This is a genomic window from Lentzea sp. NPDC059081, assembly GCF_042738015.1.
Lineage (GTDB): Bacteria > Actinomycetota > Actinomycetes > Mycobacteriales > Pseudonocardiaceae > Lentzea.
Genome location: NZ_JBHYGW010000001.1, coordinates 390,471 through 411,219 on the forward strand (window position 1 = coordinate 390,471; position 20,749 = coordinate 411,219).

The following is a 20,749-nucleotide window of genomic DNA, read 5'->3' on the forward strand; positions in this document are numbered from 1 at the left end:
CTACGCCATCCTCCCCCCCACCACTCCCCCCGCCCCCCCCTTTCCCTCCCCCCCCCCCCCTCCCCTCCCCCCCCCCCCCCACGTCGTCTCACCAGCGGAAACAGAAAATTCCGAGAAACTTCCGGCCGCGTGTCGATCGAAGGACCCGCCCGTTCGACCTCGGCGTGACAGGGTCCGCGAGGGACCCGCACGAACCACCCGGGAGAGACTGACCATGAAGTTCATGCTGATCTGGCGCGTGACCTCCGACGAGGCCTGGGGCAACCTCGGCGAGATCGACTTCGACCGGATGCTCGAGACCGTCGGCCGGTTCAACGAGGAGCTGATCGAAGCGGGCGTGCTGATCGCCGCCGAAGGCCTCGCCCCCGCCGAGGAAGGCGTGGTCGTCGACTTCTCCTCGGAACCGCCCGTGGTCACCGACGGCCCGTACGGGGAGACCAAGGAGCTGTTCAACGGCTTCTACCTGATCAACGTGCCGACCATCGAGGACGCGATCGGCTGGGCCAAGCGCACCCCGATGACCGCCGCCGGGTTCAAGACCGAGATCCGCCGCGTCCCCACGATCGACGAGTTCCCCCAGGACAACGAGTGGATCAAGAAGGAACGGGCGTGGCGGGAGTCCACCGGCCAGCTCTGAACCGCCGGTCTGTTTTGATCTGACCCCATGAGCAGCAGCGACCCCACCGGGCGCAAGGCGGTGGCGGCGGTGTGGCGCATCGACTCCGCGAGGATCATCGGTGCGCTCACCCGCTACACCGGCGACTTCGCGCTGGCCGAGGACCTCGCCCAGGAAGCCCTCGCCGAGGCGCTGGTGACCTGGCCGCGCGAGGGCGTGCCGGCCAACCCCGCCGGGTGGCTGCTCACCGTCGGGCGGCGCCGCGCGATCGACGCGTTCCGCCGCCGCAGCACCCGAGACGAGAAGTACGCGGCGATGGCGCACCACCTCCCCGAGGGCGGCGCCCTGACCGGCGCCACCGATCCCGGTGCGGCGCCCGACGACGTGCTGTGGGACCCGGACCAGATCGACGACGACACCCTCGCGCTGATGTTCACCTCGTGCCACCCCGTGCTGTCGCGGGAGGCGGGGGTGGCGCTGACGTTGCGCGTGATCGGCGGCCTGACCAGCGACGAGATCGCACGCGCGTTCCTGGTCCCCACCGCCACGGTGCAGGCCCGCATCACCCGCGCGAAGAAGACCCTCGGCGCGGCCGGCGTGCCGTTCGAGGTGCCGCCGGTGGCCGAGCGGCCCGCCCGGCTCGCGCAGGTCCTCAGCGTCGTCTACCTGATCTTCACCGAGGGCTCGTCAGCCACCTCCGGCGACGAGGTCCTGCGCCTCGACCTCGCCGGCGAGGCCCAGCGGCTGGCCCGCATCCTGTCGCGGCTGATGCCGGGCGAACCCGAGGTGCACAGCCTGCTCGCGCTGCTGGAGCTCACCGCCGCCCGCTTCCCCGCGCGGCGCGGCCCCGACGGCGAGACCGTGCTGCTGGAGGACCAGGACCGGCGCCGCTGGGACCGCTCCGCCATCGCCCGCGGCCGGGCCGCCCTGGCGAAGGCCTCCGACGCGGGCCGCGGGTTCGGCTACTACGGACTGCAGGCCGCGATCGCCGAGTGCCACGCGCTCGCGGCGTCGGTCGAGCAGACGAACTGGGGCCGCATCGTCGCCCTCTACGACGGGCTCGGCCGCCTCGCCCCGTCCCCGGTGGTCGACCTCAACCGGGCGGTCGCGGTGTCCATGGCGCAGGGACCGGAGGCGGCGCTGCCACTCGTCGACGCGCTGGCCGGCCACGACGCGTTCAAGGACTCCCACCAGCTGCCCGGTGTGCGCGGCGAGCTGCTGCGGCGCCTGGGCCGGGCATCGGAGGCGCGCACCGAGCTGGAGCGGGCCATCCGCCTGTGCGGCAACGACCGCGAACGCGAGGTTCTCACGCGAAAGCTTGCTGAACTGCAGCTATTTGAACACGAATAGTGAACCTTAAATCCGTTAGGGGGACACCTGTAGTACTCGACCGGGCGACGCGGGAATGATGTTGTGATGGATTCGCTGCCCGCCGCCGTGGCTTCCGCGCTCGCCGAGGCCGACAGCGAGACCACCGACTGGCCCGCCCGCCGGCAGGCCCTCACCGCCGTCTCCGCCGAGCTGCAGTCGTTGCTCGTGACCCGCGCCGGCCCCGAGCTGGTCGCGCTGGCCGAGGACGTCGTCACCCAGCTCGCCGCCGCGGCGACGACCATCCGGCGCCACCGCGTCGAGCTGGCCGAGCTCGCCCACCAGGTGCTGGGCACCCACGCCCGCGCGTGCGCCGCGGCCCGCCCGGACCCGGTCCGGCTCGCCGACTGGCTGCTCGACCTGCAGCTGCGCCACCCCGAGGCACCCGACGTCGGTCTCGCCGCCTACTCCGAGGCACTCGACGACGAGGGTCTCGCGCACTACCGCGACCGCGCGGTGGCGTTGTTCGAGCCGCTGCCGGTGATCGGGTTCGGGGAGACCGGCCGCTACGACCGGGCCCGGTGGGCGCTGCTGCGGGTCATGGAGGAGCTCGCCGAGTACACCGAGGACGTCGACCTGCAGCTGCTCGTGCTCACCAAGGACCTGTCCTCCGGCTGGCACTACCTGCAGGTCGCGACCGTGCTGCGGGACAGCGGCCGCTCGGGCGAGGCACTGGAGTGGGTGCACCGCGGGCTCGGCGCCGTCGGCGGCAGGGGAGCGGCGACGCGGCTGCTCGACCTCGCCGTCGAGGAGCACCTGCGGCGCGGCACCCCGCAGCAGGCCGTCGAGGTGTGCCGGGAGGCGTTCGTCGCCCGCCCCAGCCTCGACGTCTACCTCAAGATCCGCGCGCTGGTCGTGCACACCGACGACTGGCCACCGCTGCGCGCGCAGCTGGTCGAGCACCTGGTGCGCGACGGCGGCCGCCTCGCCGTCGAGGTCTACCGGCGCATCGTCGAGGTCGAGCTGGCCCGCCGCGGCATCGAGGAACAGGACCTGCTCGTCGAGTGGCTGGAGCAGCTGCGCGGCCTGCAGCCCGACGCGTTCGCCGACTACCTCGACCACATCCGCTCCCGCCACGCCGCCGACCGGCAGCTGCTCGACGAGCTGACCCGCCGCGGCTTCTAGCGGTGTGGCTCAGAACCCCGGCGGGAACCGGTCCGCCCACGGCCGCGCGCGTTCCAGCTGCGCCGACACCGACAGCAGCGTGCACTCGTCGTGCTGGCGGCCCACGAGCTGCACCGCCAGCGGCAGGCCCGCGGCGCTGCGCCCGGCCGGCACCACCGCGGCGGGGTTGCCGACGACGTTCCACAACGGCAGGAACGTCGTGTAGTGCGCGGCCGCGAGCAGCGCCGTGACGACGTTGCGGCCGTCCCACTCGCCCACGCGGATCGGCGGCCGGGTCAGCGCCGGAGTCAGCAGCACGTCGACCGTGCCGAACACGCGGTTCGCGTGGGCGGTGAGCGAGGCGTCGTCCTTGAGCGCCCACCGCACGGCGCCGCGCGGCAGCCGCCGGCCCAGCTCGGCGGCCGCGCGGGTGCGGGGCTCGACGAGGTCGGGCAGCTCCAGGCCCGCGCGGGCCAGGTGGGCGTTGCGCAGGTAGCGGACCGCGAACCGGGTGGGCGCGGTGACCTCGCGCATCGGCGGGTCCAGGCGCACCACGTCGTGGCCGAGGTCGGTCAGCAGCGCGGCGGTGTCCTGCACGGCGTCGCGGACCTCGTCGGCGATCGGGATGCCCGGACCCCACGGCCGCAGCGACACCCCGACGCGCAGCCGTCCCGGGTCGGTGCGCGCGGCCTCGGTGAAGCTCGTGCGCGGCGGGTGGGCGGCGTGCGCGTCACCGGGGACGGCGCCGTGGATCTGGTCGGCGACCAGCGCCCAGTCCGCCACGGTGCGGGTGATCGGCCCTGCCACGACCATCCCGCCCCACATCTGCGGCTCCGGCGACAGCGACACCCGGCCGCGCTGGGGCTTGAGCCCGAACAGGCCGGTCATCGCGGCGGGGATGCGGATCGACCCGGCGCCGTCGGTGCCGATCGCGGCGGCCGCGAGCCCCGCCGCCACGGCCGCGGCCGACCCGCCGCTGGACCCGCCGGGGGAGTGCGTGAGCGACCACGGGTTGCGCGTCGGCCCGGCCCAGGAGCTCTCGGTGAACGGCCACAGCCCGAGCTCGGGCATGCGGGAGCGGCCGATGACCACCGCCCCGGCCGCGCGCAGCCGGCGCACGATCTCGGAGTCGGCCGGCTGCGGGGCGCGGGCGGCGTTGGTGCCCTTCGTGGTCGGCAGGCCCGCGATCGCGATGTCCTCCTTGACCGCGATGGGCACGCCCCTGAGCGGCAGGTCGTCGCCGGTCGCGTCGAGTCGCTCGGCTTCGGCCAGGGCCTGCTCGGCGAAGACGAGCCGGAACGCGTTGAGCCGCGGGTCGAGGCGTTCGATTCGGCGCAGGTGCTCGGCGACGAGGTCGCGCGCGGTCACCTCACCGGAGCGCACGGCCTGCGCCTGCCTCGTCACGCCGGCGAAACACAGCTGTGTCAGCTCCATGAACCGACCCTAGGGGCCCGCGGGTGACCGGCGGAACCGCTCTCAGGCCGAGCGGCGGCTGCGGTGGCTCGCGACCGCGACCCGGTTCGCGCACTTGGTGGAGCAGAACCGGCGCCGGCCGTTGCGGCTGGTGTCGACGAACACCGTGCCGCAGCCCTCACGGCCGCACCAGCCGATGCGCTCGGCGTCCTCGCAGAACACCGCGGCCATCCCGGCGGCGGTGTAGGCCTTGATCCGCACGTCGATCGGCGCGTCGGCGCGCGCGTAGTGCAGATGCGGCGCCCGTCCGTCGTGGGTGGAGATGTACGGCGTGGTCGACGACTCGGCGAGCAGCTCGTTGAGCAGGTCGACGCCGGGGGCGCGGAACACCTCGCGCAGCCGCTCGACCCAGTCTCGTACGTCACGTTCCTGACCTGCGTCGAGGGCGCGCAGCGGCTTGTAGTCCGCGGCTTTCAGCACGTCGAACAGGGGTGCGCCGGGCTCGGCGTTGACGAGCTTCGCGGCGAGCTCCGCCGCCGCCCCGCCGTAAGGGTTGAAATGCACTAGACCATGACAGCACGCTGGTGGGCATGATCGCCACCTGCCCCGCCTGCCACTGGCCCGCCGACTCCGCCCTGTCCTGCCACGGCCCCGTGTCCTACGTGCGCTGCGTGTGCGGTCTGTTCCTCGTGGTGGAGCGCGGCACGGTCACCGCGACGGCCGGGACCAGCACGTTCGCCCCGGCCCGGCACGACTGTGGTGATCTTGCTAGTGTCCCGGACCGTGAGCCGTCGTGAACTCCTGTGCGACACCGCGATCCAGATCCTCGCGGTGGAGGGCGGCCGGGGACTGACCCACCGCGCGATCGACCGCGAGGCCGGCGTCCCCATCGGCACCACCAAGAACTACTTCCCGACCCGCGAGGCCATCCTCACCGCCTGCGCCGCCCGCATGACCGCGCTGCACCAGGCCGCCGTCGAACGCCTGCGCGAGACCACCCCCGCCGACATCAGCGCCTCCGACGTCGCCGAGCTGTACCCGGCCCTGCTGCGCCGCGCGGTCGCCGACGACCCGACCCAGATGCTCGCGATGGTGGAGCTGTACCTGGAGGCGGTCCGCAGGCCGGGCGTGCGCGAGGCCCTGTCCGGCATGGTGCTCGCCAACGCCGAGGCGGGCGCGGCACTGCAGCAGGCGGCCGGTCTGCCCTCGACCGTGCGCGACACCGGCCTGCTCGACGCCTACTTCCTGGGCGTGGCGATCTCGCTGCTGGCGCTGCCGGTGGAGACGCTCGCGACGGTGGGCCTGGACGACCCGTACGCGCTGGGCATCGGCGTGTTCTCGGCGACCGTGCCCGGACCGGGTCAGCAGGGCGAAGCTGCTCAGCAGGACAAGGCGGCGAGGAGCTCGTCGTAGGTCTCGTCGACGCTCGCGCCGGCGGTGTCGATGGTCCTGGTGCCGGGCGTGATGTAGGTGCCGAAGTGCGCGTGGGCCCGGCGGATCAGCTTCTCGCCGCCCATCGCCTCGATCGCGGGGTCGATGGGGTGCCCGCGCCGGTGGAAGCGGTCGATCATGGTCTCGGCCGGGGCCACGAGCACGAACTCCCGGTAGTCCGCCCTGGCCGCACGGGCGACCGCGGCGAACCTGTCGCGCTCGCTGTCCACGGCGATGAGCTGCGGCATCACCACGTCGTTGCCCAGGCCCAGGTGGGTGGCCGCCATGGCGAGGGCGAGCGGGCGGACGAGGTCGACGGTGCCGTAGAAGTCGTCGCGCCAGCCGCCGACGAGCCGGACGATCTCGTCGGCGTCGAGGTTGAGCGTGCGGGGGTGGTCGGCGGCGTAGCGGGCGGCGATCGTCGACTTGCCGACGCCGGTGGCGCCGTTGAGGTGGATCAGTCGGGGCACCGGCCCCAACCTAGCGGCCGACCGACACCAGCTGGTCGATCGCCGTCGCCACCAGCGCGATCGCGATGTCCGGCGACTTGCCGCAGCTCGCCGGCCGCGGCGGCACCGGCTGCTCGGTCAGCGCCACCCGCCACTCGCGGCCGTCGGTGTGCCGCACGGTCGCCGAGTCCGGGGTCTCCGCCACGACGGTCAGCACGTCGCGGGTCTCGCCGATCCGCTCCCGCACCGCGACCTCCGCGACCTGACCCCGAGGGGTGAAGCAGGAGCGTCCCCGGCACCGGTCGGCGACGATGCCCTCCGTCACCACGCGCTCCGCCAACCGGTGGTCTATGCGCCCGTACAGGTGACCGGTGGGCAGCAGGACCCCGGTGGGCGCGAACCTGTGCCCGCCGGTGTGCGTGCACTCCCAGAGGTTGAGCGCGGTGGCGATCGGGCGGCCGTACAGGGCGCAGCAGACGTCGCGTTTGCTGTTGGTGCAGATCAGGAGCAACGGGTCGTCGACCGGGGTGCCGAAGGCGGTGGAGCGGCCGGCGCCGAGGGCTTCGAAGTCGAGCTCGAGCGCCTCCTCCGCGGAGGTGAGGTCGGCCTGTTCCAGCCAGGACGCGCCGGGTTTCGTCGAGGCCAGGTACAGGCGGCGGCTCGCGGGCACGTGGTCGTCGGCATGCCGGCCGGGGCGGCGGATCAGCAGGATGCGCACCCCGGTGCCGGCGGCGCGACGGGCCAGCTCGGCGCCCAGTTCGGGGTCGAGGTGGCTCTCGGTCAGCGCGTCGCGGCCCCACGGGCCCGGCTGTTCCAGGCACAGCCACGCCGTCGCGGTCGCGGCCGTGCCGGCCAGCGGTTCGCCCGCGAAGTCGGAGAGTATCGAGCACCTCATCTGCACACTCTATACGGCCGTTCGGGTGATGACTAAGGACACCCTTACCTCGGTTGGTTGTGATCTTGGTCCCGTACCCCGTGGTGTTGGATCCCGGTCATGAACCTCGCTGTCATGAACCCCGCTGTGTGGATCGTGTCCGGCGTGCTGGCCGCCCTGTACCTCGTGGCGGGCTTCACCAAGCTGGCCAAGTCGAAACAGGATCTTCTCGCCGAGCCGCGGATGGCGTGGGCCTCGGACTTCTCCCCGGGACAGGTCAAGGGCATCGGCGCGGCCGAGGTCGCGGGGGCGCTCGGGCTGGTGCTGCCGTGGCTGACCGGCGTCGCGCCGATCCTCACCCCGGTCGCCGCGCTCGGCCTCGCGCTGGTGCAGGTGGGTGCGGCGATCACGCACGTGCGGCGCGGTGAGGGTGCCACGGTGCCGGTGAACCTGGTGCTGTGCGCGCTGGCGGTGTTCGTCGCCGTGGTGCGCTTCGGTCAGCTCTGAGCCTCCAGCAGCGCGATCCGCTCCCGCAGCGAGGCCTGCAGGCGGGCGCGGTAGCCGAGGAAGAGCTTGTTCGCGAGGTAGGGCGCCCAGTTGCCCTGGCGTGCGATGTTGTAGACGCGGTGCACGAGCAGCGCGCCCTCGGGGTGCGGGTGCAGGGAGTCCTCGCCGCGGTACCACCAGTCGCCCCAGTGGGCGATGACCCCGGCGGCGCGGTCGACGAGCCGGTGCGACCCGGACACACCGGCGTCGGCGAACATCCGTGCGCGCACCTCCTCCAACGGGGCGTGCACGACGCCCTGCACTTCGAAGAGCAGTCTCATCGGTGTTTGTCCTCCCAGGACTCGTACCCGCCGACGGTGCCGTCGCGGGTGGCGGTGGCGAACCACGTCAGCCAGGCGCGTTCGGCGCGCAGCATCGCCAGCCGGTAGTCGAGCTCGATCCACGCGAGCTGCGGCAGCCCCATGCCCGCGAGCCGTTCCAGCAGCACGGCCAGCGCCACGAGCTGTTCGTCCACGGCCGCGCACCGCCGGTCCACCACGGCGAGCGCGTCGGCGGGGGAGAGCAGACCGACCATCGAGATGCCGGCCTCGAAGCGCCGGTACTCCTTCGCGGGGACGGCGATCAGCTCGCGCAGCCAGTCGTGCAGCTCCGCCGTGCCCGTGCCGGTGACGGTGTAGACGGTGCGTTCGGGGCGGTTGCCGGCCTTCTGGGTGGCGCTCGCGGCGATCAGTCCGTGCTTGGCCAGCTGCTCGACGACGGTGTAGAGCGAGCCGTAGTTGAGCTTGACGACCTCTTCCTGGTGGCGCTCGCGCATGGTCTGCGCCATCTCGTAGGGGTGCATCGGCCGTTCCGACAGCAGGGCCAGCACCGCCAGTGCCAGCGGGTTCGTGCGCTTGAAGGATATGTCCGCTCCCGAATACTCGGCACCGAATATATGGGTAGGGTGGGCGGTATGACAACGGTGATCACCGGGGGAAGCCGGGGTATCGGTGCCGCGACCGCGCGCAGGCTCGTGCGCGACGGCCATCGGGTCGTGATCAGCTACCGCCAGGCCGCCGACGAGGCGAAGGCGCTGCGGGACGAGCTCGGCGTGCTCGCCGTCCGAGCGGACACCGCGGACGAGGACGACGTGGCGCGGCTGTTCGACGCCGCCGGGGACGACATCACCGGGGTGGTCAACAACGCCGGCATCACCTCCCCGTCCGGCCCGCTCGCCGACCTGCGCACCGAGGACCTGCGCCGCGTGGTGGACGTCAACGTCGTCGGCGCGTTCTTCGTCGCACGGGAGGCGGCCCGGCGGATGACGCGCGGCTGCATCGTGAACGTCTCCTCCGGCGCGGCGACGCTGGGCAGTCCCGGCGAGTACGTGCACTACGCCGCGACCAAGGCGGCGGTGGACGCGATGACGATCGGCCTGGCCAAGGAGCTCGCGCCCCGTGGGATCCGGGTCAACTGCGTGCAGCCCGGCACGATCCGCACCGACATCCACCAGCTCTCCGGGCAGCCCGACCGCCCCGACCGGGTCGCGGGACGGGTGCCGCTGGGCCGGCCCGGTGAGGTCGACGAGATCGCCAACGCCATCGCGTGGCTGCTCTCGGAGGAGGCCTCCTACGCCACCGGCGCGATCCTGCGGGTCACCGGCGGCACGTGACGGGCGGGGGTGCGGGAACCTCTACGGCCTTTCGCCTCTGCGGACGCCCCCGCCCGCACCCCTAAGCTTCTCCGTCATGTCCGCGCCTGCGCTGTCCGACTTCGTGCTCGCCAACACGACGCTCACCCCGGTGCCGCTGGTGCCCGAGGTGCTCCTGCACAGCGCGGTCGAGGCGATGGACCTGTGGGAGCTGACCGACCACGACCAGCCGCCGTTCTGGGCGTTCCCCTGGGCGGGCGGCCAGGCGCTGGCCCGGCACCTGCTCGACCACCCCGGCCTGGTGCGCGACAAGAAGGTCTTCGACCTGGCGTCCGGATCCGGTCTGGTCGCGATCGCCGCGGCACTGGCGGGCGCGGACTCGGTGACCGCCAACGACATCGACCCGCTCTCGCTGACCGCGGTGCAGCTCAACGCCACCGCCAACGGCGTCTCGGTCACCCCGCTGCCCGGCGACCAGCTCGACAGCGACGCCCACGGCGCCGACGTCGTGCTGGCCGGGGACGTCTTCTACGACGCCGACATCACCGCGCTCGTCCTGCCGTTCCTCGTCCGGGCCGCCGCCAGGGGAGCGCTGGTGCTGCTGGGCGACCCCGACCGCGCGCACCTGCCGCGCGACCGGTTCGTGCGCTGCGCCCGCTACGAGGTCCCGGTGCCGCTGACGCTGGAGAGCACCGAGACCCGCAGCGCGACGGTCTGGCGCGCCTAGCGCCTAGACGATCACCAGGCAGAACGGGTGCCCCGCCGGGTCGGCGTAGACGCGGCAGGCGGCGTGCTTGTCGTGCAGCTTCGCCGCCCCCAGCGCGAGGACCTCCGCCTCGGCCGCGTCCAGGTCGGCGACCGCCACGTCGAGGTGGACCTGCTGCGGCAGCTCCTGACCCGGCCACCGCGGCGCCGTGTAGCCCTCGACCTGCTGGAACGACAGCCGGCGGCCGTTGCCGGTCCGCAGGCTGACCCAGTCGGAGTCCGCGTCGACGATCTCGCCGCCCACGAGCTGCTGGTAGAAGTCCGCGAGCTTCACGGGCTCGGGACAGTCGATCACCACGTCGTACAGGTCGCCGATCGCCACTGCGGTTCCCCCTCGTCGGTCGGGCCGGGTCAGCCCAGACGTTCCACCACGAACGCGGTGAGAAACCCGGCCGTCGTGCACAGCCCGGTGTAGAGCCGGGCGCGCTCGTAGGCCTCGGGGATCATCGTATCGGCGATCATCGCCAGGATCGCCCCGGCCGCCACCGCCGTGATCACCGCGACGACCTGCGGCGACGCGCCGTCGAGCAGCACGTTGCCCAGCGCAGCGGACAGCCCGCTCGCCACCGCGATCGCACCCCACACCCCGAACACGTAGCCCGCGCCCCGCCCGGCCTGCTTCATGCCGGCCACGCTCGACAGCCCCTCCGGCACGTTCGAGATGACCACCGCGGCGAGCATCGCCACCCCGACCCCGCCACCGCCGATCAGCGACACCCCGAGCACCACCGACTCCGGCACGCCGTCGAGCAGCGCACCGACCGCGATGGCCGTGCCACTACCGGCCTGGTCGCTCTCCGACGGCTGGTTCGCGCTGCGCTTGCGGTGCCGCGCGCCCTGGCGGGCGAGCAGCATGTTGGCCAGCACGTACACCACCGCCCCCGCCGCGAACCCGCCCGAGGTCGCGAGCAACCCGCCCTTCTGCTCGGCCTCGTCCATCAACTCGAACGCCGCGGCCGCCGTCAGCACCCCCGCGCCGAACGCCATCACGACCGCGACCACGTCCCGCGGCACCCGCAGGAACCAGGCGAGCAGCGCGCCCACCACGAGCGCGCCGCCGCCGGCCAGTCCCCACAAGCCTGCTTCCACCCACTGAGCCATGCCCGAGGATGACCTACAACTTGGCGAAGAACACCTTGAGATCACCCGCGAGCAGTTCCGGCGAGTCGTGGCCGGAGTAGTGGCCGCCCGTCGCGAACTCCGACCAGTGCACGATGTTGTGGTGGTCGCGCTCGGCGAAGCGGCGGATGGTCTGGAAGTCGTCGGGGAAGATCGCGACCCCCATCGGCACCGTCGTCGGCTCGGTGGGCACGTCCTCGCGGTGGGCGTCCTCGTAGTACAGCCGCGCCGAGGAGCCCGCCGTGGCGGTGAACCAGTAGATCGACACGTTCGCGAGCAGGAAGTCCCGCGTGACCGCCGGTTCGGCCATCAGCTGCATGGTCCAGGCGAGCTGGCCGACGGGGGAGTCGGCGAGCGCGAACGCCACGTTCTGCGGCCGCGCCTGCTGCAGCTTCGCGTAGCCCGACAGCGACTCCCAGAAGTGCTGCAGCACCCCGAGCCGCCGGTGGTCCTCGTCGGTCAGGCCCTCCATCTCGGCCGGGTCGCCGCCGGGGAACGAGAAGATCTGCGTGACGTGCACACCCATGACGTGCTCGGGGTCCACGCGCCCGACCTCCGGCGCGATGATCGACCCGGCGTCGTTGCCGTGCACCCCGTACCGCTCGTACCCCAGCCGCGCCATCAGCTCCGCGAACGCCCGCGCGATCCGGCCGGAGTGCCAGCCGCCCTCGGTGGTCGGCCCCGAGAACGCGAAACCGGGGATCGACGGGATCACCAGGTGGAAGTCGTCGGACAGGTGCTCGATCGTGTCGACGAACTCGAGCACCGACCCCGGCCAGCCGTGGATCATCAGCAACGGCACCGCGTCCGGGTTCGCGCCGCGCACGTGCAGGAAGTGCACGTCGGTGCCGTCGATCGCGGTGACGAACTGCGGGTGGGAGTTGAGCCGCGCCTCGACGGCCCGCCAGTCGAAGTCCTCGGCCCAGTACCGGGCCACCGCCTTCACGTCCGCCACGTCGTCGCCGTAACGCGAGCCCGCACCCGGCACCTGGTCGGTCCACCGCGTCCGCGCCAGCCGCAGCAGCAGCTCGTCGACGTCCGCCTCGTCCACCGCGACCCGGAACTCCCTGATCTCCGTCATACTCCGAGGCTAGTGAACCTTGCGGCCAGCTCCTGTCCTAAAGTGCACGGCATGCTGGAAACCTCGGCCCGCCTGCTGCGCCTGCTCGCCCTCCTGCAGTCCCGCCGCGACTGGCAGGGCAGCGAACTGGCCGACGAACTGCAGATCAGCCCCCGCACCGTCCGCCGCGACGTCGACCGCCTGCGCGAGCTCGGCTACCCCGTCAACGCCACCACCGGCTCGTTCGGCGGCTACCGCCTCGGCGCCGGCGCCGAGCTGCCCCCGCTGCTGCTCGACGACAACGAAGCCGTCGCCGTGACCGTCGCCCTGCGCACCGCCCCCGTCACCGGCCTGGAAGAGGTCTCCCTGCGCGCCCTGCTCAAACTCGAACAGGTCCTGCCCTCCCGCCTGCGCCACCGCGTCTCCGCCTTCGACCACGTCGAACAGGTCCCACGCGACACCCCGGCCCCCACCGTCGACCCGGAGCTCCTGACGACCCTCGCGGCGGTCTGCCGGGACAGCGACACCATCCGCTTCGACTACACCGCCCACGACGGCACCGCCTCCCGCCGCTGCACCGAACCCCACCGCCTCGTCAACTGGGGCCGCCGCTGGTACCTCGTCGCCTGGGACCTCGACCGCACCGACTGGCGCAGCTTCCGCGTCGACCGCATCACCCCACCCGCCCCACCGTTCGGCCCGCGCTTCACCCCGCGCGACTTCGACGCCACCACCTACGTCGCCTCCGAGGTCAGCTCCGCCGCCTGGCGCTTCCAAGCCCGCGTCGTCGTGAAAGCACCCGCCACCGCCGTCGCCGAGCGCATCAACGCCGCCATCGGCACCGTCGAAGCCGTGGACGCCGAGTCCTGCGTACTGGTGACCGGCTCCGACTCCGTCGAGTCCCTCGCCGTGTGGATCGGCATGCTCGGCTTCGACTTCGAGGTCACCTCACCACCCGAGCTCGTGGCACACGTTCGCTCTCTTGCGGCCCGCTACGCACGGGCCGTACAAGACTGAGCATGACCATCACCGGACGGGACATCGAGCGCCTGCTCTACACCGACACCCCCGACCCGGTCCTGGTCGTGCACCACGGGGAGACCGCGATCGTGGCCGCGGCCGAACTGGGCGGCCACACCGGAGCCGTCGTCGTGTGCTCGCGGTCGGAGATCCTGCGGCACGTGGGGGAGAGGGACCTCACCGAGGAGGAACTGGACGCGATCGCGGCCACTCTCGAGGCGGCCATTCGAGACCCAGCTCAGCCGCGGCCGCTTTGGCCCGCTTGACCAGATCGGGCCTGCGCTCTTCCACCCGCTGAACATCCTCGTCCTGCAGCACGAACCTCGGGAAGCTGTCACCTCGTTCGAACGTGCGCAACCAAGCATCGACGAAAATTTCGTTGTCGATTATTCCGGACGTCGACCACCCCAGGTCCAGAAGCTCGTGGTCATCGGCTCCCCGCCCCATCCGGGCAAGACACTCGTCGGTGGTGAACTCCGCTTCCGGGGAAAGCCGCCGCAGCACCGGCAGGCACTTCTCCAGCGGGGTGACCATCAGCTCGATCAACACCGCGGTGTCGTGAATGCCGTGCCTCGACACGAGCGGGGTTAGTGCGTCCCGCAACGTCATGCTGACCTCGTCCAACGTCACGTACGGCTCCGACATCAACAACCACTCCGCCTGCGCCTCCCGGTCACGGTTGCTCAGGCTCACCGCGAAATGCCGGTCGGCGTCGCGCTCCACCCACAGCCACAGCACCACGCTCGCCCACTCGCTCGACGACACCCGCGACTTCCAGAACAAGGTCAACCGCCGCCAGTCGTCCACGCTCAACGCCAGCTCATCGGCATGGACCTTTTCCTGCAGCACCAACGCCAGCACCAGAAGGTTCAGCGAGTACTTCGCGTCCCGCGTCGAATCGGCCAACGACACCGGCGCGTAGTCACCCCGCGACAGCCGCGTCTCGTCACGGGCGGCGAACAACCGTGCCACCAGGTCGCACAGGCCCGCCTGATCGGATTTCTCCGCGAACTCCCGCAGGAAGTCCAGCACCGGCTTGCTCGTGGTCAGCGCCATGTACGACAGCACCGAGTACAGCTCGGTGTCGTCCACCGTGGACTTCCGCCGCGACCGCGCCGAGTCCTCCCGGTGCAGCTCCGCCAGCCGGTCCCACACGAACCTCGCCACCAGGTACTCGCCGAACGTCGCGTGCAGGAACTCGAACGTCCGCAGCCTGGTGTTGTCCTCGCGCACGGCTTCCGTCTTCTGCACGAAGAAGAACCTCCCCAGCACGGTCTCGCCTGCCGACAGGGGAGTACGCCGGCCCACCGACCGGTCCGGTGAGTCGACGCCGAGCAACGGTTTGAGATCCGCGGTCACCTCGTGCTCGGCCACCCACTGCGCGCCCCGGTTGAACATCCCCAGGGCCACCACCGACAACCGGTCGAGCTCGTACTCGACGTCGGCGTCCAGGTCGGCCTCGGACCGGTCCGCGTCGTCCTTGGCGACCTCCCGGCGGGCGAACCTGTCCAGCAGCCGCCGGTACAGCTGGCCTCGGCTCAGGCTGAGGTGGTCGTCCTGGAAGGAGCTGTCCACCGCGTCGTACAAAGCCAGCATCAACAACAGAAGCGGCTGTGAGGCGAGGTCGGGGTACTGCAGCGCCGTCGCGGCGGGCAGCGGGCGGTTGATCGCGTTCCAGGCCTCCAGCCAGGCACGCACCTGGTCCTCGTCGAACGGCATCAGACGTACGACCTGGGTGTCCTGAGGCAGCTCCAGGCCCGCGCACACGCTCAACCGGCTTGTCACGACGAACGCCGCCGGCCTGCCCATGTCCTCGAGCCGCTGTTGGAAGTCCGCGATCGTCGTCAGGTACCGGGTCTGGCTCACCCCGGTCGACTGCAACAGCTCGTCGAACCCGTCCAAGATCACGACAGGCAGCGCACCCGCGGTCTTGCGGGAGAAGTCGGCCCAGCTCACCGGCTCGTTCAGCAACACCCGCAGGCCGTGCTCTATCTGCTGCTCCAGTGCTGCCTCCGTGGGCGTGCTCCGCAGCTCCACCCGCACGACGGCGAAGTCCGACGCCGGCAGCCGAGCCGCCAGCATCTCGGTCAGCACCGATTTGCCCGAGCCCGGATCGCCCAGCACCAGCAGGGGCGCCGTCAGAGCTGCCGGCGAGGTGAGGTGGCCTGCCAGGTAGGCGTAGAGGTCGTCGCGCACGGGCACGTCGTCCCACCAGGCCAGCAAAGACGGGGCAGCGGTGTGCTCGGTGCCGATCACCACCTGGAACCGCGGGTCGACGTAAGCCTCGCCCAAGCTGGGGACCCGCACCTCGGTCGACTTCACCAGCGGCCGCCGCAACGCTCCTCGGTAGGCGCCGGCCAGTTCAGCCAGCCTCACCTCGGGCGTGAGGTCGGTCGTGGTGTCGCGCAGAACCTCTTCCAGCCGCCCCAGGGCCTTGCGGGTGGACCGGCCGTCCTCGACCGCGCACCAGAACCGGATCTCCGGGTACTCGGCGGCCAGCTGCCCAAGCAGTTCCTCGTACCGTTGCAGCGCCCGGTGCGGGGCATCGACCATGATCGCCTGCCGCACACGTGCCTGCGAGGTCTCGTGCAGCTCGTCCCACGTGCTCAGACACGTGATCGCCTCGTACAGGTTGGAGCCCAGTCGGTCGTACAGGGGTGCGAGCTGCGCCAGGTTCTCCTCGTAGGGCCTGGCAGCCGACGGGAGCGGCCAGTCCAGCGTCCACGGGTTGAACCTGGCGACCAGTTCCTGGTCCTTGGCGCCGACCTTGACCGGGGTCTGCTGCTCCTCGAACGCCTCGAAGAACGCCGTCATCACCAGCACCGCATGCGCCGCGTGCAGCTGCTGCGTGCGCGTGTAGCGGCTCACGCCACAGCGCTTGGCCGAGACCTTGGAGATCAGCTCGCTGCTCAGACGGATGAAGTCCGGCTTCGCGTCGAACAGGTCCAGCACCTGCCACAACCCCAACGAGCCCGCCAGCAGCGCACCGCCCAGCAGCTTGTCCATCGCGGCGATCACGGGGTGGTCGCGGCCGCCGAGGATCTTCACGGCCTCGTTGTAGCTGTAGGTCTTTCGCACCCGAAGTGTCTACCTGACGACCACACCGGTCAGCCCGAGAACAACACCAAAAGACCAATCAGGATCAGCACAACGGGGAGCGCTACGTGCCCCCACCGGGCCAACGCCTTCGCCACCACCTGACGCGACGCCAAGAACCAGCCCGCCAGGCACCACACACCGACCAGCACCAAGAACACCACCATGTACAGCCACAGCGAGTCCGTGACGGTGAACACCGGGACGTAGACACCGATGTTGTCCCCGCCGTTGGCAAGCGTCACACCCGCCACGGCGAATACGCCCGGAGCCGCGGCACGCTCGTCGTCAGAGTCCGCACCGCGCCACACGGACCAAGCCGCCTTCAGGCCCAGGGCGAGCGGGATCAGGCCCAGCCACGGCCGGAACGCCTCGGGGAGCAGGGACGCGCCCAGCGCGCCCAGCACCGCCACCGCGAGGATGCCCGCGAAGCCCAGGTACTGACCCGCCACCACCTTCCACGCCGCACCCGCGTGCGCGAAGAACAAGGCGAGGATCACCAGGTCGTCGACGTTGGTCACCGCGAACATGCCCGCTGCCTGGCCGATCACCCCGAGATCCACGGCGCGGATTCTGCCCGAGCCTGAAGCGGATAGATCATCCGGATGTGTGCTAGCGTCAACACCGGAAGTGGATGAACTATCCGAATCGAGGACGACATGACACCCAGAGCAGTGGTCACCGCGGGCACCGGCGGCATCGGCCTCGAAACAGCACTCGGCCTCGCCAGAACCGGCTACGCCGTCACCGTCGTCGGACGCAACGCCGAACGAGGAGCACACGCCGTCGACAAGATCAACCAAACAGGGGAGAAGGCACAGTTCCTCCAAGCCGACCTCGGATCACTCGACCAGGTCCGCACCCTCGCCGACCGGATCACCGCCGACGGAGACCTCGACCTCCTCGTCAACAACGTCGGCGGCATGTACCCCGACCGCACCGAGCTCGACGGCCTCGAAGCCACCTTCGTCATCAACCACCTCTCGCCCTACCTGCTCACCGAACTCCTCCTGCCCACCATCACCCGCCGCATCGTCAACGTCACCTCCGGCGCCGTCACCATCGCCAAGAAGACCTTCGACCACGTCGAACCACCCGGCCCCTACTACGGCTTCCACTGGTACGGACGCGCCAAGCTCGCCAACCTCACCTACACCCTCGACCTCGCCCACCGACTACGAGACAACGGCATCACCGTCCTCGCCGCCGACCCCGGCGGCGCCGACACCGACATGACCGGCGGCTTCACCAGCCACCCCCGCACCCTCACCCCCGCACTCCGCCCCTTCCTGCCCCTCATCACCCTCGTCACCAAACCCGCCACCCACGCCGCCCGCTCCACCCTGCGCGCCGCCACCGACGCCACCCTCGACACCGGCACCCTCATCGGCCGCAACGTCCGACCCGTCACACCCCCCAAAGCAGCCACCCGCAACACCCACGCCGTCCGCCTCCTCAGCCAGAGGCACGCACCACTCCGCCACGTTCCGGATGACGTATCCAATTAAGCTGCACCCATGACGCCGCAGCGGAAGGACGCCGCCCGCAACTGGGACCGCATCGTCACCGTCGCCAGAGACCTCGTCGACGAAGGCACCCCACTGCAGCTCAACGACGTCGCCCGCCGCGCCGAACTCGGCGTCGGCACCGTCTACCGCCACTTCCCGACCACCGAGGCACTCCTCGAGACCGTCGCCACCCCACGCCTCGAAGCACTCGCCGACCACGGCGAACAAGCCCTCCAGGACGACGACGCCTGGCACGCCCTCGCCGGCTACCTCACCCGCCTCGTCGAAGCACAGGTCAGCGACCCGGCACTCGCCAAGGTCTCCGCCACCGGCGCAGACGCCCTCCCGCGCACCACCGAGCTCAAACACCACATCCTCGACATCGGCGCCCAGCTCCTCGCTCGCGCCCGCGACACCGAAGCCATCCGCCCCGACCTCGCCGACGCCGACCTCGTCCCCCTCATGTGCGGCATCGCCTACGCCACCTACGTCCACAGCGACACACCCACCGACCGGCTCGCCACCGCACGCCGCTACCTCGACACACTCCTGCGCGGCATGCGCACCTGACGGCGGGGGAGCGGCATCACGGCCACTCGCCGACCGCCCCGTCGATCTGCTCCCGCAGGATGTCCGCGTGCCCCGCATGCCGAGCCGTCTCCGACAGCATGTGCACCAGCACGTTGAACAACATCACGTCCGGACGCGGCCACCACGGCACATGCCCCGCGGCATCCACCGCAAGAGACGAAATCGTCACGTCCGAATGCGCACACACCCGCCGATACCGACCAACGATGTCCTCACGCGACTCCTCATCAGTCGCCCACTTGTCCGCACCGCGCGCCGACAAGTCGTCCCACCGCGGCATCGGCTCCGGAAACGGCCGCCCGAACACCTCACCGAAGTACCGCGACTCCGACAACGTCAGGTGCTTCACCAGACCGAGCAGGTTCGTGCCCGACGCCACCAACGGCCGGCGCACGTCCGCCTCGGGTAGCCCGTCGAGCTTCCACACCATCACCTCACGCAGCTCGCGGAGGTCGTCGTGCAGGTACTTCTTCGCGAAGTCGTCGATCACGGACACGCAGCCTGCCACACAGCTAACGCCACGGTGACGAAACGACGGTGACACCGGGAGCGCGGTAGCGGCGAACCGGCCCGCGGCACCCGAACCGTCGTCAGAACGCCGCTCGCAGAAGACCGCCGACAGAAGACCGCTGGGCGACACGAACGGATGAGTCGCGCACGGGCGAGGGTCGCGAACGCCCGGCGAAGGCGTCCAGAGGCCCGGGAGAGCCCTCCAGGCGAGCCCGATCCGCTTTACTTGACATAATGTAGATTATCGGTGAAACGGCGACCTGCGAAGATCGTTGCCGGAAGGGGTTCGACGACGTTGTTGGCGCGTCTGCAAGCATCGCCCGGCGGGCAGGCCGGCCGCGCTTGCAGACGCCACAACATCTCGCCTTCGACGATGCCGGAGCGCGGTCGGCACCGTCGAGTCGTCAGTAGAGACGTACGCAGAGTGGTGCCATTACGTTCGCGATCCCCGACAAGTGACGCCACCTGGTCCAGCGCCCGGCGAACCCCGACTAAACGGACATTTCATGCATAATCGCCATTATCCAGCACGGAACACGCTGCGGGACGGCACAGGGGACCAGCGCGTGCGGAATTGTCGGTGCCGTGCGGTACAAGATCCATATGCACGTGCTCGCCGCCCAGGACGCCTTCTTCCTCGCCCGCCGGACCCGCAAGGACTCCCCCCACACCACGGCGGCCTACCAGCGCGATCTCTCCGGCGTGAACACGCTCCTGGCCGAGACGCTGCTCTCCCCCGTCGAAGACCTGCTGGTGCGGGACCTCACGGGCTCGAACCTGCGTCACGCTTTCGGGTTGTTCGCGGACACCCACGCCAAGAGCTCCGTGCTGCGGGCCTGGTCGACGTGGAACCAGTTCCTGACGTTCTGCGTGGCCGAGGACCTGATCGCCGGCAACCCGATGGGCGCGGTCGCACGCCCGAAGACTCCTCCCCTGGTCCCGAAGCCGCTGCGGGGCGAGGACACACCGGAGCAGCTGCTGACGGCGGCCGCGGAGGGGGCGCGCAAGGGGCGTGACCCGTGGCCGGAGCGGGATGTGCTGGTCATCGCCCTGGGGCTGGTGGCGGGGCTGCGGAGTGCGGAGATGCGGACGTTGACGCTGGCGAGCGTGGTCGGGCGGGAGGGTGACCGGCGGTTGCACGTGAAGGGCAAGGGCAACCGGGACCGGAGTGTGCCGATCGAGCCGCCGATGGAGCGGATCGTGGACGCGTACCTGGCGAGCTGCAAGGTGCGGTTTCCGCAGGGGCGGTTCGACCGGGACAGCGCGTTGCTGCGGGACCGGCACGGGGAGCCGATCGGGCGGGGTGGGCTGGAGTACCTGGTGAAGTCGTGTTTCCGATGGGCGGGGTTGAACGACCGGGTGCCGACGGGGGCGAACCTGCACGCGTTGCGGCACACGTTCGCGACGCGGCTGGCGGAGGACGGGGCGTCGGCGAGCGAGATCATGGCGTTGCTGGGGCACGCGAGTCTGGCAACGAGTCAGAACTACATCGAGGCGACGGCGCGGGAGCGGCGGGCGGCGGTGGCGAGCAACCGGACGTATCGGGCGCTCAAGGACATCTAGCGGGGTTCCACCGCGGTGCGGGACGCTCGGCGGACGTGTGTGACGTCGGGGGTCGCCCAGTTGCGGGATCGTTAGGCCGAGTGGGTGACCTGCTAGTGCGAAAACCGCATTTCAGGGGTACCCAA

General features: G+C 71.1%; 25 protein-coding genes. 13 read left to right on the plus strand and 12 right to left on the minus strand.

Going from position 1 to position 20,749, the window contains the following annotated elements; all coding sequences use genetic code 11:
- The first annotated feature begins 214 nt into the window (after window positions 1-214).
- From ACFWV3_RS01880 to ACFWV3_RS01890, 3 genes are all read left to right on the plus strand, one after another.
- Window positions 215-637: a YciI family protein gene (locus tag ACFWV3_RS01880; RefSeq protein WP_382407132.1), complete on the plus strand. Its 423-nt coding sequence runs from the start codon at window positions 215-217 to the stop codon at window positions 635-637.
- A gap of 27 nt (window positions 638-664) precedes the next feature.
- Window positions 665-1,966 carry an RNA polymerase sigma factor gene (locus ACFWV3_RS01885; protein WP_382407134.1) on the plus strand — a complete coding sequence of 434 codons (1,302 nt, stop codon included), beginning with the start codon at window positions 665-667 and terminating at the stop codon, window positions 1,964-1,966.
- A 66-nt stretch (window positions 1,967-2,032) separates the two neighbouring features.
- Window positions 2,033-3,109, plus strand: coding sequence for a hypothetical protein (locus ACFWV3_RS01890; RefSeq protein ID WP_382407136.1), 1,077 nt, complete (start codon window positions 2,033-2,035; stop codon window positions 3,107-3,109).
- A gap of 9 nt (window positions 3,110-3,118) precedes the next feature.
- Here the strand turns inward: ACFWV3_RS01890 and ACFWV3_RS01895 are convergent, their stop codons facing one another.
- Window positions 3,119-4,522, minus strand: a complete 1,404-nt coding sequence (locus tag ACFWV3_RS01895) for an amidase (protein ID WP_382407138.1) — start codon at window positions 4,520-4,522, stop codon at window positions 3,119-3,121.
- Window positions 4,523-4,564: 42 nt separating this feature from the next.
- On the minus strand, window positions 4,565-5,065 hold the full coding sequence (locus ACFWV3_RS01900; protein WP_382407140.1) for a CGNR zinc finger domain-containing protein: 501 nt from the start codon (window positions 5,063-5,065) through the stop codon (window positions 4,565-4,567).
- A 26-nt stretch (window positions 5,066-5,091) separates the two neighbouring features.
- Between ACFWV3_RS01900 and ACFWV3_RS01905 the strand changes: the two genes are divergently transcribed.
- Window positions 5,092-5,298, plus strand: a complete 207-nt coding sequence (locus tag ACFWV3_RS01905; protein ID WP_382407142.1) for a hypothetical protein — start codon at window positions 5,092-5,094, stop codon at window positions 5,296-5,298.
- Window positions 5,285-5,914 (plus strand): TetR/AcrR family transcriptional regulator, encoded by a 630-nt coding sequence (locus tag ACFWV3_RS01910; RefSeq protein ID WP_382407144.1) that lies wholly within the window; start codon window positions 5,285-5,287, stop codon window positions 5,912-5,914. Before ACFWV3_RS01905 ends, ACFWV3_RS01910 begins: the two co-directional genes overlap by 14 nt.
- Here ACFWV3_RS01910 and ACFWV3_RS01915 read toward each other — a convergent pair.
- The gene (locus tag ACFWV3_RS01915; RefSeq protein WP_382407146.1) at window positions 5,881-6,402 is read right to left on the minus strand and encodes an AAA family ATPase; all 522 of its coding nucleotides are present in this window, start codon (window positions 6,400-6,402) and stop codon (window positions 5,881-5,883) included. The two genes, ACFWV3_RS01910 and ACFWV3_RS01915, sit on opposite strands and share 34 nt — an antisense overlap.
- A 10-nt stretch (window positions 6,403-6,412) precedes the next feature.
- A complete protein-coding gene (locus ACFWV3_RS01920) occupies window positions 6,413-7,276 on the minus strand; it encodes a sucrase ferredoxin (RefSeq protein ID WP_382407148.1) in 864 nt (287 codons plus the stop codon).
- A gap of 99 nt (window positions 7,277-7,375) precedes the next feature.
- On the opposite strand from ACFWV3_RS01920, the gene ACFWV3_RS01925 reads away from it, so the two are divergent.
- Window positions 7,376-7,762, plus strand: coding sequence for a DoxX family protein (locus ACFWV3_RS01925; RefSeq protein ID WP_382407150.1), 387 nt, complete (start codon window positions 7,376-7,378; stop codon window positions 7,760-7,762).
- Here ACFWV3_RS01925 and ACFWV3_RS01930 read toward each other — a convergent pair.
- Complete coding sequence (locus ACFWV3_RS01930) at window positions 7,753-8,082, minus strand: hypothetical protein (protein ID WP_382407152.1); 330 nt, start codon at window positions 8,080-8,082, stop codon at window positions 7,753-7,755. The genes ACFWV3_RS01925 and ACFWV3_RS01930 overlap by 10 nt on opposite strands.
- Window positions 8,079-8,630, minus strand: coding sequence for a PadR family transcriptional regulator (locus tag ACFWV3_RS01935; protein WP_382407154.1), 552 nt, complete (start codon window positions 8,628-8,630; stop codon window positions 8,079-8,081). The genes ACFWV3_RS01930 and ACFWV3_RS01935 overlap by 4 nt, the downstream gene beginning before the upstream one ends.
- Window positions 8,631-8,714: 84 nt before the next feature.
- Here ACFWV3_RS01935 and ACFWV3_RS01940 point away from each other — a divergent pair, with 84 nt between their 5' ends.
- Window positions 8,715-9,413, plus strand: coding sequence for an SDR family oxidoreductase (locus tag ACFWV3_RS01940; protein ID WP_382407156.1), 699 nt, complete (start codon window positions 8,715-8,717; stop codon window positions 9,411-9,413).
- Between the two features lie 76 nt (window positions 9,414-9,489).
- Window positions 9,490-10,119 carry a class I SAM-dependent methyltransferase gene (locus tag ACFWV3_RS01945; protein ID WP_382407158.1) on the plus strand — a complete coding sequence of 210 codons (630 nt, stop codon included), beginning with the start codon at window positions 9,490-9,492 and terminating at the stop codon, window positions 10,117-10,119.
- 3 nt (window positions 10,120-10,122) lie between these two features.
- Here the strand turns inward: ACFWV3_RS01945 and ACFWV3_RS01950 are convergent, their stop codons facing one another.
- The 3 genes from ACFWV3_RS01950 to ACFWV3_RS01960 are packed head-to-tail and all read right to left on the minus strand — an operon-like array spanning window position 10,123 to window position 12,357.
- Complete coding sequence (locus ACFWV3_RS01950; RefSeq protein ID WP_382407160.1) at window positions 10,123-10,479, minus strand: VOC family protein; 357 nt, start codon at window positions 10,477-10,479, stop codon at window positions 10,123-10,125.
- A gap of 29 nt (window positions 10,480-10,508) precedes the next feature.
- Window positions 10,509-11,258, minus strand: coding sequence for a ZIP family metal transporter (locus ACFWV3_RS01955; RefSeq protein ID WP_382407162.1), 750 nt, complete (start codon window positions 11,256-11,258; stop codon window positions 10,509-10,511).
- Window positions 11,259-11,271: 13 nt separating this feature from the next.
- Window positions 11,272-12,357 (minus strand): epoxide hydrolase family protein, encoded by a 1,086-nt coding sequence (locus ACFWV3_RS01960; protein ID WP_382407164.1) that lies wholly within the window; start codon window positions 12,355-12,357, stop codon window positions 11,272-11,274.
- 51 nt (window positions 12,358-12,408) lie between these two features.
- On the opposite strand from ACFWV3_RS01960, the gene ACFWV3_RS01965 reads away from it, so the two are divergent.
- On the plus strand, window positions 12,409-13,353 hold the full coding sequence (locus tag ACFWV3_RS01965; RefSeq protein WP_382407166.1) for a helix-turn-helix transcriptional regulator: 945 nt from the start codon (window positions 12,409-12,411) through the stop codon (window positions 13,351-13,353).
- Between the two features lie 2 nt (window positions 13,354-13,355).
- Window positions 13,356-13,622: a hypothetical protein gene (locus ACFWV3_RS01970; RefSeq protein ID WP_382407168.1), complete on the plus strand. Its 267-nt coding sequence runs from the start codon at window positions 13,356-13,358 to the stop codon at window positions 13,620-13,622.
- On the opposite strand, the gene ACFWV3_RS01975 is transcribed toward ACFWV3_RS01970, so the two are convergent.
- Both ACFWV3_RS01975 and ACFWV3_RS01980 read right to left on the minus strand, forming a co-directional pair.
- Window positions 13,534-16,434: an NACHT domain-containing protein gene (locus ACFWV3_RS01975; protein ID WP_382407170.1), complete on the minus strand. Its 2,901-nt coding sequence runs from the start codon at window positions 16,432-16,434 to the stop codon at window positions 13,534-13,536. The two genes, ACFWV3_RS01970 and ACFWV3_RS01975, sit on opposite strands and share 89 nt — an antisense overlap.
- 29 nt (window positions 16,435-16,463) lie before the next feature.
- Window positions 16,464-17,015, minus strand: a complete 552-nt coding sequence (locus tag ACFWV3_RS01980; protein WP_382407172.1) for a cadmium resistance transporter — start codon at window positions 17,013-17,015, stop codon at window positions 16,464-16,466.
- Between the two features lie 96 nt (window positions 17,016-17,111).
- Here ACFWV3_RS01980 and ACFWV3_RS01985 point away from each other — a divergent pair, with 96 nt between their 5' ends.
- Together ACFWV3_RS01985 and ACFWV3_RS01990 are read left to right on the plus strand one after the other, a co-directional pair.
- Window positions 17,112-17,960 (plus strand): SDR family NAD(P)-dependent oxidoreductase, encoded by an 849-nt coding sequence (locus ACFWV3_RS01985; protein ID WP_382407174.1) that lies wholly within the window; start codon window positions 17,112-17,114, stop codon window positions 17,958-17,960.
- A gap of 9 nt (window positions 17,961-17,969) precedes the next feature.
- Window positions 17,970-18,530 (plus strand): TetR/AcrR family transcriptional regulator, encoded by a 561-nt coding sequence (locus ACFWV3_RS01990; RefSeq protein ID WP_382407176.1) that lies wholly within the window; start codon window positions 17,970-17,972, stop codon window positions 18,528-18,530.
- A 16-nt stretch (window positions 18,531-18,546) separates the two neighbouring features.
- Here the strand turns inward: ACFWV3_RS01990 and ACFWV3_RS01995 are convergent, their stop codons facing one another.
- A complete protein-coding gene (locus ACFWV3_RS01995) occupies window positions 18,547-19,041 on the minus strand; it encodes a DinB family protein (protein ID WP_382407178.1) in 495 nt (164 codons plus the stop codon).
- A 605-nt stretch (window positions 19,042-19,646) separates the two neighbouring features.
- Between ACFWV3_RS01995 and ACFWV3_RS02000 the strand changes: the two genes are divergently transcribed.
- A complete protein-coding gene (locus ACFWV3_RS02000; RefSeq protein ID WP_382407180.1) occupies window positions 19,647-20,624 on the plus strand; it encodes a tyrosine-type recombinase/integrase in 978 nt (325 codons plus the stop codon).
- Window positions 20,625-20,749: the final 125 nt, after the last annotated feature.

What these genes read in the sequence shown, in the direction of transcription:
- ACFWV3_RS01970 (WP_382407168.1), top strand. Translation starts at nt 13,356, where the DNA reads ATGACCATCACCGGACGGGACATCGAGCGCCTGCTCTACACCGACACC.
- ACFWV3_RS01920 (WP_382407148.1), bottom strand. Translation starts at nt 7,276, where the DNA reads ATGAGGTGCTCGATACTCTCCGACTTCGCGGGCGAACCGCTGGCCGGC.
- ACFWV3_RS01930 (WP_382407152.1), bottom strand. Translation starts at nt 8,082, where the DNA reads ATGAGACTGCTCTTCGAAGTGCAGGGCGTCGTGCACGCCCCGTTGGAG.
- ACFWV3_RS01890 (WP_382407136.1), top strand. Translation starts at nt 2,033, where the DNA reads ATGGATTCGCTGCCCGCCGCCGTGGCTTCCGCGCTCGCCGAGGCCGAC.
- ACFWV3_RS01925 (WP_382407150.1), top strand. Translation starts at nt 7,376, where the DNA reads ATGAACCTCGCTGTCATGAACCCCGCTGTGTGGATCGTGTCCGGCGTG.
- ACFWV3_RS01905 (WP_382407142.1), top strand. Translation starts at nt 5,092, where the DNA reads ATGATCGCCACCTGCCCCGCCTGCCACTGGCCCGCCGACTCCGCCCTG.
- ACFWV3_RS01945 (WP_382407158.1), top strand. Translation starts at nt 9,490, where the DNA reads ATGTCCGCGCCTGCGCTGTCCGACTTCGTGCTCGCCAACACGACGCTC.
- ACFWV3_RS01940 (WP_382407156.1), top strand. Translation starts at nt 8,715, where the DNA reads ATGACAACGGTGATCACCGGGGGAAGCCGGGGTATCGGTGCCGCGACC.
- ACFWV3_RS01990 (WP_382407176.1), top strand. Translation starts at nt 17,970, where the DNA reads ATGACGCCGCAGCGGAAGGACGCCGCCCGCAACTGGGACCGCATCGTC.
- ACFWV3_RS01985 (WP_382407174.1), top strand. Translation starts at nt 17,112, where the DNA reads ATGACACCCAGAGCAGTGGTCACCGCGGGCACCGGCGGCATCGGCCTC.
- ACFWV3_RS01885 (WP_382407134.1), top strand. Translation starts at nt 665, where the DNA reads ATGAGCAGCAGCGACCCCACCGGGCGCAAGGCGGTGGCGGCGGTGTGG.
- ACFWV3_RS01955 (WP_382407162.1), bottom strand. Translation starts at nt 11,258, where the DNA reads ATGGCTCAGTGGGTGGAAGCAGGCTTGTGGGGACTGGCCGGCGGCGGC.
- ACFWV3_RS01880 (WP_382407132.1), top strand. Translation starts at nt 215, where the DNA reads ATGAAGTTCATGCTGATCTGGCGCGTGACCTCCGACGAGGCCTGGGGC.
- ACFWV3_RS01960 (WP_382407164.1), bottom strand. Translation starts at nt 12,357, where the DNA reads ATGACGGAGATCAGGGAGTTCCGGGTCGCGGTGGACGAGGCGGACGTC.
- ACFWV3_RS01895 (WP_382407138.1), bottom strand. Translation starts at nt 4,522, where the DNA reads ATGGAGCTGACACAGCTGTGTTTCGCCGGCGTGACGAGGCAGGCGCAG.
- ACFWV3_RS01965 (WP_382407166.1), top strand. Translation starts at nt 12,409, where the DNA reads ATGCTGGAAACCTCGGCCCGCCTGCTGCGCCTGCTCGCCCTCCTGCAG.